The 7768-nt window shown below is 72.4% G+C and carries 9 protein-coding genes; 5 read left to right on the top strand and 4 right to left on the bottom strand.

Annotated features, from left to right (window positions below):
- Positions 1 to 228 (bottom strand): hypothetical protein (locus DLJ59_RS23185; RefSeq protein ID WP_208648801.1); only part of this gene is annotated, 228 nt, incomplete at its 3' end.
- 13 nt (positions 229 to 241) lie between these two features.
- Between DLJ59_RS23185 and DLJ59_RS37590 the strand changes: the two genes are divergently transcribed.
- From DLJ59_RS37590 to DLJ59_RS23170, 3 genes are all read left to right on the top strand, one after another.
- Complete coding sequence (locus DLJ59_RS37590) at positions 242 to 598, top strand: hypothetical protein (protein ID WP_244236178.1); 357 nt, start codon at positions 242 to 244, stop codon at positions 596 to 598.
- 197 nt (positions 599 to 795) lie between these two features.
- Positions 796 to 2856, top strand: a complete 2061-nt coding sequence (locus DLJ59_RS23175; RefSeq protein WP_124774715.1) for a DEAD/DEAH box helicase — start codon at positions 796 to 798, stop codon at positions 2854 to 2856.
- 102 nt (positions 2857 to 2958) lie between these two features.
- On the top strand, positions 2959 to 3579 hold the full coding sequence (locus tag DLJ59_RS23170) for a putative glycolipid-binding domain-containing protein (protein WP_124774717.1): 621 nt from the start codon (positions 2959 to 2961) through the stop codon (positions 3577 to 3579).
- Between the two features lie 92 nt (positions 3580 to 3671).
- Here the strand turns inward: DLJ59_RS23170 and cds1 are convergent, their stop codons facing one another.
- Together cds1 and DLJ59_RS23160 are read right to left on the bottom strand one after the other, a co-directional pair.
- Positions 3672 to 4763 carry an L-cysteine desulfhydrase Cds1 gene (gene cds1 / locus DLJ59_RS23165; protein WP_124774714.1) on the bottom strand — a complete coding sequence of 364 codons (1092 nt, stop codon included), beginning with the start codon at positions 4761 to 4763 and terminating at the stop codon, positions 3672 to 3674.
- A 97-nt stretch (positions 4764 to 4860) separates the two neighbouring features.
- Positions 4861 to 5319: an Lrp/AsnC family transcriptional regulator gene (locus DLJ59_RS23160; RefSeq protein ID WP_124774713.1), complete on the bottom strand. Its 459-nt coding sequence runs from the start codon at positions 5317 to 5319 to the stop codon at positions 4861 to 4863.
- A 270-nt stretch (positions 5320 to 5589) separates the two neighbouring features.
- On the opposite strand from DLJ59_RS23160, the gene DLJ59_RS23155 reads away from it, so the two are divergent.
- The gene (locus tag DLJ59_RS23155; protein WP_007454516.1) at positions 5590 to 5856 is read left to right on the top strand and encodes a BldC family transcriptional regulator; all 267 of its coding nucleotides are present in this window, start codon (positions 5590 to 5592) and stop codon (positions 5854 to 5856) included.
- A 142-nt stretch (positions 5857 to 5998) separates the two neighbouring features.
- Here DLJ59_RS23155 and DLJ59_RS23150 read toward each other — a convergent pair whose 3' ends face one another.
- The gene (locus DLJ59_RS23150) at positions 5999 to 6628 is read right to left on the bottom strand and encodes a UbiX family flavin prenyltransferase (protein ID WP_030334042.1); all 630 of its coding nucleotides are present in this window, start codon (positions 6626 to 6628) and stop codon (positions 5999 to 6001) included.
- 151 nt (positions 6629 to 6779) lie between these two features.
- Between DLJ59_RS23150 and DLJ59_RS23145 the strand changes: the two genes are divergently transcribed.
- Positions 6780 to 7763, top strand: coding sequence for a terpene synthase family protein (locus tag DLJ59_RS23145; protein ID WP_124774712.1), 984 nt, complete (start codon positions 6780 to 6782; stop codon positions 7761 to 7763).
- Positions 7764 to 7768 lie beyond the last annotated feature (5 nt).

Raw genomic sequence — 7768 nt, 5'->3', positions numbered from 1 at the left:
CCCGTTTCCGCCTCCGCTGGCGATGACCGACACCCCCGGCGTACGGGCCAGCGCGTCGGTCTCCGCGCCGCCGTCCGGGTGGCCGTCCACAGGTGGGGCGGCCCGCCCGACGTCCGGCGGCGGGTGGACCCCGACACCCTCCTCCGCGCCGCCGGTGGTGCCCGCGCCCGCGCTGCCGAGCTGGCCACCGTCCACCGCTGGGATCCCCTCGTCGACCCGGAACAGCACCGGCGGCTCCCGAATGACCGCGCCGTCGAGCACCTCCCCGGCCGGTTCCGCCGGGCGGAGCGCGGCCGGCACCCGTGGTGGGCGGCAGGACGGCAGCTCCGACCTGGCCGGCACCGTCTACGGCAACGGCGAGGGGGCCGGCTTCACCACTGTCGCGATACCCGCCAACGCGGTGGAGACGTCCGGCTCGTTGACCGGGCACATCCTGGCCCAGGGCTGGTCCGACACGCCGACCGAGCGGTCCAGTAACGCCCGCGTGATGATCGTCCTGGCCGCCGCGCTGGGGCTGCTGGTGGCGATCAGTGTCGCGGTCGTTCTGCTGGCCGGCGACGCACTGGACGGTCTGGTGGGCAGCGTGCTCAACGGGTGAGTCAGCGAGTGACAGCGATGGTGAGTCCGCCCACTACCGTCGGACAACCGGCTGGCGGCTTCGCCAGACCGCCGTACACTGGCTGAGATCACTGACCCGGCGCGCGTGGTGTGCGCCCCTGGGCGATCTTGCGGGCGATCCGGCGGCACAGCCGCGGCAGGCCATCGCGAAGATGCGCCCCGCTCGAAAGGTTTTTGTTGACCACCTCTGCTGACCCCAGCACCGTTTCGTCCGTTTTCAACTCAGTCCCGGCGACCGACGCCGCCCAGGAGCAGCTCGACGTCGCTCCGAGCGAGGCCGGCACCACGCCGGAAGCGAACGCCACCCCGCAGGCCGAGCCCGTGCCGACCGAGACCGCCGAGCCGATCAGCTTCGCCGCTCTCGGCCTGCCCGAGCCGCTGGTCCGCGCACTGGCGCAACAGGGCATCACCAGCCCGTTCGAGATCCAGCGGGCCACCGTTCCGGACGCGCTCGCAGGCCGCGACGTGCTCGGTCGAGGCCAGACCGGTTCAGGCAAGACGCTCGCCTTCGGTCTGCCGATGATCGCCCGGCTGGCCAACCGCAACCGGGCCCGGCCGATGCGTCCGCGCGCCCTGGTCCTGGTGCCCACCCGCGAGCTGGCCATGCAGGTCAACGACGCGCTGGTGCCGCTGGGCAAGTCCGTGGGCATCTTCCTCAAGACCGCCGTCGGCGGCGTTCCGTACGACCGCCAGATCGACGCGCTGCGCCGCGGCGTGGAGATCATCGTGGCCACCCCGGGCCGGCTCGGCGACCTCATCGAGCGGGGCATCTGCCAGCTCGACGACGTCGAGGTCACGGTGCTCGACGAGGCCGACCAGATGGCCGACATGGGCTTCCTGCCCGAGGTGACCGATCTGCTGGCGAAGACGCCCGCGAACGGTCAGCGGCTGCTCTTCTCGGCCACCCTGGACGGTGACGTCGACGCGTTGGTCAAGCGGTTCATGACCGACCCGGTCACCCACTCCACCGCGCCGTCCACCGCCTCGGTGTCCACCATGGACCACCACATGCTGTTGATCCCGCCGCACGAGAAGTTCCCGGTGGCGGCCTCGATCGCCGCCCGGGATGGCCGGACGATGGTCTTCGCCCGTACCCAGCTCGGGGTGGACCGGCTGGTCGAGCAGCTCGCGGCCGTCGGCGTACGCGCCGGTGGGCTGCACGGCGGCAAGACCCAGCGGATGCGCACCAAGACGTTGGCCGAGTTCCGTGAGGGCCGGATGAACGTGCTGGTCGCCACGGACGTGGCGGCCCGGGGCATCCACGTCGACGGGGTCACCCTGGTGCTGCACGTCGACCCTCCGAAGGACCCCAAGGACTACCTGCACCGCGCGGGTCGTACCGCCCGGGCCGGCGAGTCGGGCGCGGTCGCCACGTTGGTGCTGCCCAAGCAGCGCCGCACCACCCTGGCGATGATGGAGAAGGCCGGCGTCGCGCCGGCCGAGACCCGGGTCCGGGTCGGAGACGCGGCGTTGGCCGAGCTGGTCGGCGCCCGCGAGCCCAGTGGCGTCCCGGTCCGCGTCGAGGCGGAGCCCCGGGGCTACGGCGACCGTTCCGGCGGCCCGCGCCGGTTCGACGATCGGGCCGGGGGCCCGCGTCGGTTCGGTGACCGTTCGGGCGGCGAGCGTCGCTACGGTGACCGCCCGCAGGGTGACCGGCGCTTCGGCGACCGACCCACCGGCGAACGCCGCTTCGGCGACCGCCCGCAAGGTGACCGCCCGCAGGGCGACCGGGGCTACGGCGACCGGCCGCAAGGTGACCGGCGCTACGGCGACCGACCCACCGGCGAACGCCGCTTCGGCGACCGCCCGCAAGGTGACCGGGGGTACGGCGACCGGCCGCAAGGTGAGCGGCGCTACGGCGACCGCTCGCAAGGCGACCGCGGCTACGGCGACCGCCCGCAGGGCGACCGGGGCTACAGCGACCGGCCGCAGGGCGAGCGGCGTTACGCCGATCGGGACACCCGGGGGTACGGCGACCGGCCGCAGGGCGAGCGGCGCTTCGGTGACCGGCCGCAGTTCGGTGACCGGGACGGTCGGGGCGATCGACCGACCGGCGAGCGGCGCTTCGGCGACCGGCCGCAGGGTGACCGGCGCTTCGGCGACCGGGACGCTCGGGGTGGTTTCCGCTCGGAGGGCCGGGTCCGCGATGACCGGCCCCGCGACGACCGGCCCCGCGAGGACCGCCCGCGTGACGATCGGCGCGGCTTCGGCGGGCGACCGGCAGCGCGTACCCACTGATTGATCCACCGAACGCCGTCGCGAAGCCCGGGCTTCGCGGCGGCGTTCGCGCATGCCCTGCCGATGCCGACAAGGTCGCGTAACGTCCGGCTCATGCCGACCATGCCGAAGTCAATCTTCTGGTCCCGGACGGACACCGCCGGCAGCGAGCAGGTCCTGCTCGACGACGGCCACGGACTGGCGGCCCGGGGCACCCTGCTCGCCGTGGATCCGATCCCGTGGACCGCCCGTTACCAACTGACCACCACACCGGATTGGGCCACCGCCCGGGTCGAGGTCGAGGCCGAAGGGCTCGGCTGGCTGCGCCGGGTGACGCTGGATCGGGCCGCAGGCCGGTGGCGGGTGACCACCGCCGAGCAGGGCGACCTGGACTCCGCCCTCGTCGCGGCCGGTCATCCCCGGGCCGGCCTGCCCGGCACGGACGACCCGGACCGGCTGGCCGACGCGCTCGACGTCGATCTGAGCGGATCGCCGCTGTTCAACGCCCTGCCGTATCACCGGCTCAGGATGGCGGCCGAGCCGGCCGATGTGGCACACCGGATCACCGTCGCCTGGGTGCTGCTTCCCGGCCTGGAGGTGGTGGCTGCCGAGCAGATCTACACCGGGCTCGGGCCGGGTCGGGTGCGCTTCGCCAGCGGCACCTTCACCGCCGACATCGATCTGGACGACAGCGGCTACGTGGTGCGCTACCCCGGGCTGGCCGAACGCATCGACCCACGCTGACCGGCGCTGAGCCGGGCCCAGGCCCCGCCGCGCGGCTCACCCGCGCCAGGCCCCGCTGCGCGGCTCACCCGCGCCAAGCCCCGCTGCGCGGTTCAGCCGGGCCAGTCGCCGCTGGCCAGGAAGCGGTCGATCGTGGCCAGGTGCGGGGTCAGGTCGAGGCCCTGCGCGGCCACCCAGTCGTCGGCGTAGTACGTGTCGGCGTACCGGTCGCCCGGGTCGCAGATCAGGGTGACCACCGAACCGGTCCGACGCTCGGCGAGCATCGCGGCGATCAGGCCGAACGCGCCCCACAGGTTGGTGCCGGTGGATCCGCCCACCCGTCGGCCGAGCAGCGCCGATCCGGCGCGCATCGCGGCCAGTGACGCCGCGTCCGGCACTTGGACCATCCGGTCCACCACCGAGGGCAGGAACGACGCCTCAACGGTGGGCCGGCCGATCCCCTCGATGCGGGAGCCCTTCCCGGTCCGTACCGACCAGTCGGCGGCCAGCCAGGCCGGGTAGAACGCCGAGTTCTCCGGGTCGACCACGCAGAGCTTGGTGGCGAGCCGACGGTACCGGGCGTACCGGCCGATGGTCGCGCTGGTGCCCCCGGTGCCCGCGCCCACCACGACCCAGGTGGGGATCGGGTGGCGTTCCAGCTCCAACTGCGCGTAGATCGACTCGGCGATGTTGTTGTTGCCCCGCCAGTCGGTCGCCCGCTCGGCGTAGGTGAACTGGTCCATGAAGTGCCCGCCGGAGTCCTCGGCGAGCCAACGGGCCTCGACCACCACGCTCGCCGGGTCGTCCACCAGGTGGCAGCGGCCGCCCTGGAACTCGATCTGCGCGACCTTCTCCGGCGAGGTGGAGGCGGGCATCACGGCGATGAACGGCAGGCCCAGCATCCGGGCGAAGTACGCCTCGGAGACCGCCGTGGAGCCCGACGACGCTTCGACGATCGTGGTGCGCGGCCCGATCCAGCCGTTGCAGAGCCCGTAGAGGAACAGCGAGCGAGCCAGCCGGTGTTTCAGCGAGCCGGTGGGGTGTGACGACTCGTCCTTGAGATAGAGGTCGATCCCCCATTCCCGGGGCAGCGGGAATGGCAGCAGGTGGGTGTCGGCCGAGCGGTTCGCGTCCGCCTCGACGGAGGCGATCGCCTCGGTCACCCAGGTCCGGCTGGATTCGTCGCACCGGTCGAGATGAGTCACGCCCGGAAACGTAGCAAGCAGGTCAGCGGTGCTCAGCGCCGGTCCGGCGATGCTGACCGGCGGCGTTGGCCGGCGGGTTGACCACCGGACGGGGTGGTCAGCCCACGGCCGGGCCGACCGGCTGAGGGCGGTTCTCCCACTTGGTGGAGAGCGCGATGGTGGTACGGGTGGAGGCGACCCCGGGCGTCCGATTCAACCGCACGATCAACTGCTCCAGCTCGGCGATCGTGCCGACCCGCGCCTTGAGGAGGAACGACTCCACGCCGGCCATGAAATAGCAGGACTCGATCTCGGGCAGCACCCGCAGCGACTCGAGCATGTCGTCGGTGTCGGCACCGGAGTCCTCGACGATGCCGATCAACGCGGTGACACCCAGCCCGATCGACTCCGGGGCCACGTCCGCGCGGTAGCCCCGCACCACACCGCTGCTTTCCAGCTTGCCGACCCGCTCGTGTACGGCCGGGGCCGAGAGGCCCACCTGTCGGGCCAGCTCGGCGTACGAGAGGCGCGCGTTGCCGCGCAGCAGGTCGACGAGGCTCAGGTCGATGGCATCCACAGAGAGTGACCTTAACCGTTCCTACGTAACGTGCGACCTTCGGCACCCGTTGGACTGAGCGGTGAGTCACTGTTCATAAACCGGCGGTCAGGGCAGAGGTAGCACCAGTAACATTACTAACTCCCCACTCAGTGCATTTTTCGCGTTTGGGCGGACAGGCCATGTCCCTGGTGCTGTAATTGCCATACGTCCCTCATGACGGCTCTGGGCTACGCACCAGCCGGGGGCAGTGTGTTCAGCCGGGGGCTTCGTCGACGCGAGGAGGGGGCTGTGGACACTGGAGATCGCCTGCTGACACCGGGTGAGGTCGCCGCGCTGTTTCGGGTAGACCCGAAAACTGTGACGAGATGGGCGGCGGCCGGCCGGATAGGAAGCATCCGGACTCCAGGCGGGCATCGCCGGTTTCGGGAATCCGAGGTGCGAGCCCTGCTTGAGGGGGAGGGCATGCTGGACGAGGTGGATGAGGTCGGAAAGCCACGCAATGTGGGGCCGGCCGCTTCCACGGGGCCGGGTCCGGCCAACGCCGGCATGTACTGAACTGGTGCGGACAACGCCACGCGGACCGGACACCAGTCCGGTCCGCGTCCCGCTTCGGCCAACCGCCGCGTGGGAACAGCGCTCGTCCTGAGCCCGACGCCGGTGCTCAGCGCGAGCGGACGGCTCAGCGCGGGCGGACGGCTCAGCTCCGCGCTGCGCCGAGCTGGCCGGACCACCGCCGGAACAGGGTGTGTGGGACGCCGAGCGCGTCCAACACCTTGCCGGCCACGAAGTCGACCAGCTGCTGGGCGCTGGCTGCCGCGCCGGCACCGTAGAAGCCGGGGCTGGCGGGCAGCACCACCGCGCCCGCGTCGTGCAGCGCGATGAGGTGCTCCAGGTGGCTGCGGGTCACCGGTGTCTCCCGGGGGACCAGCACCACAGGGCGCCGTTCCTTGAGGTTGACCTCGGCGGCGCGCTGCAACAGGTCCTTGGAGAGCCCGATCGCGACGCCCGCGCAGGCTGCCGTGCTGGCCGGGACCACGGCCATCCCGCGTACCCGGTAGGAGCCGCTGCTCGGCCCGGCGGCCAGGTCGCCGGCCGGCCAGTGCCGCACATCCGCCGAGGTCAGGTCCCGGCCGAGCCAGGCGGCGAGGTCCTCGGCCCAGTGCCCGTCACGGAAGGGCCGGCCGGTCTCGTCGAGCACGGTGAGTCGTGCCGCCCGGGACACGATCAGGTCCACCGGTTCGCCCGCGTCGAGCAGCCCGCCGATGACGGCAGCCGCGTACGGCGTACCGGAGGCACCGGAGACCCCGACCACCCATGGTTCCCGCATCCCCCCAGCCTGCCTGGTCCGGCTGGCCTGCCGGTGGGCACCCCCGGGGTTGGTACGGTCCGACATGTCGGGCGGGCACCTGCGCATCCCGCCGACCTGACATGCTGCCGCTGGCGATTCGCACCGGAACCATCTCGCGGAGGAGGCATCGGTGACGACCGGCGAGATCCTCCGGGCGCTGCGTGAGGAATGTCCGATCCCGTCCCGGCTTCCACCACACGCCGATCGGGTGCAGGGCTGGCTCCTCAACCTGCTGCCCGAGCTTGGCCTGCCACTGGACGACGCCGCGCTGCGCCGGCTGTCCCGGGGAGCCTTCGCCCGGTACGCCGGGCGGCTCTACCCGGAGGCGACCGAAGCCGACCTGCGGGTGCTGACCGCCCTGTTCACCTGGTTCTTCCTGGTCGATGACGCCTGCGACGGGCCGAATCGGCTGGCCCCTCAGCAGATCCGCGCGTTGCGCAACGGCACCCTGGCGCTGCTGCACGGCGGCACCCGGCTGCGGCAGACCGGGCTGACCGGTCCGCTGCGGCGACTGCTGGTGCTGGCATGGCGGGAGCCGCGCCGCCGGATGCCGGCCCGGTGGCGGCATCGCTTCGCGGACGCGGTGGCCCGGCACCTCGACGGCACCTGGCAGGAGGCGGTCAACAAGGAGGCCGGCCGCCGTCCCAGCGTCGACGAGTACGTCGAGCTGCGTCGGTCGACGTCGGCGGCGGAGGTGTCGTACCCGCTGGTGGAGTTCGTCAGCGGCCGACCGTTGCCCGACCCGGTCTACCACCACCCGCTGCTGCGTCAGATCGCCGGCACCGGCAACGACCTGCTCTCCTGGTACAACGACGTGGCCTCGCTGGAACGGGACCGGGCGACCGCCGGCGGGCACAACCTGGTCCTCGCCCTACAGGCCGACCTGGGTGTGCCGGAGGCGGAGGCGCTCGAACGGGCAGCCGAGCACTGGCGGGAGGCGATGCGACGCTTCGTCACGCTGCGCGCCGCGGTGCCGTCGTTCGGCCCGGCGTTGGACAAGGCGGTCACCGACCAGCTCGACGGGATCGCGTACGCCGTGCGCGGGACCATCGACTGGACCTTCGAGAGCGCCCGCTACCCCGTCAGCACCGCGCCACCCACCTCAGGGCCGTAGGCCGA

The organism is Micromonospora inaquosa, assembly GCF_003857055.1.
Classification (GTDB): domain Bacteria; phylum Actinomycetota; class Actinomycetes; order Mycobacteriales; family Micromonosporaceae; genus Micromonospora; species Micromonospora inaquosa.
The sequence above is the reverse complement of the archived record's forward strand: the minus strand, read 5'-3'. Positions and strand labels throughout refer to the sequence as shown.

What these genes read in the sequence shown, in the direction of transcription:
- DLJ59_RS37590 (WP_244236178.1), top strand. Translation starts at nt 242, where the DNA reads ATGACCGCGCCGTCGAGCACCTCCCCGGCCGGTTCCGCCGGGCGGAGC.
- DLJ59_RS23170 (WP_124774717.1), top strand. Translation starts at nt 2,959, where the DNA reads ATGCCGAAGTCAATCTTCTGGTCCCGGACGGACACCGCCGGCAGCGAG.
- DLJ59_RS23150 (WP_030334042.1), bottom strand. Translation starts at nt 6,628, where the DNA reads ATGCGGGAACCATGGGTGGTCGGGGTCTCCGGTGCCTCCGGTACGCCG.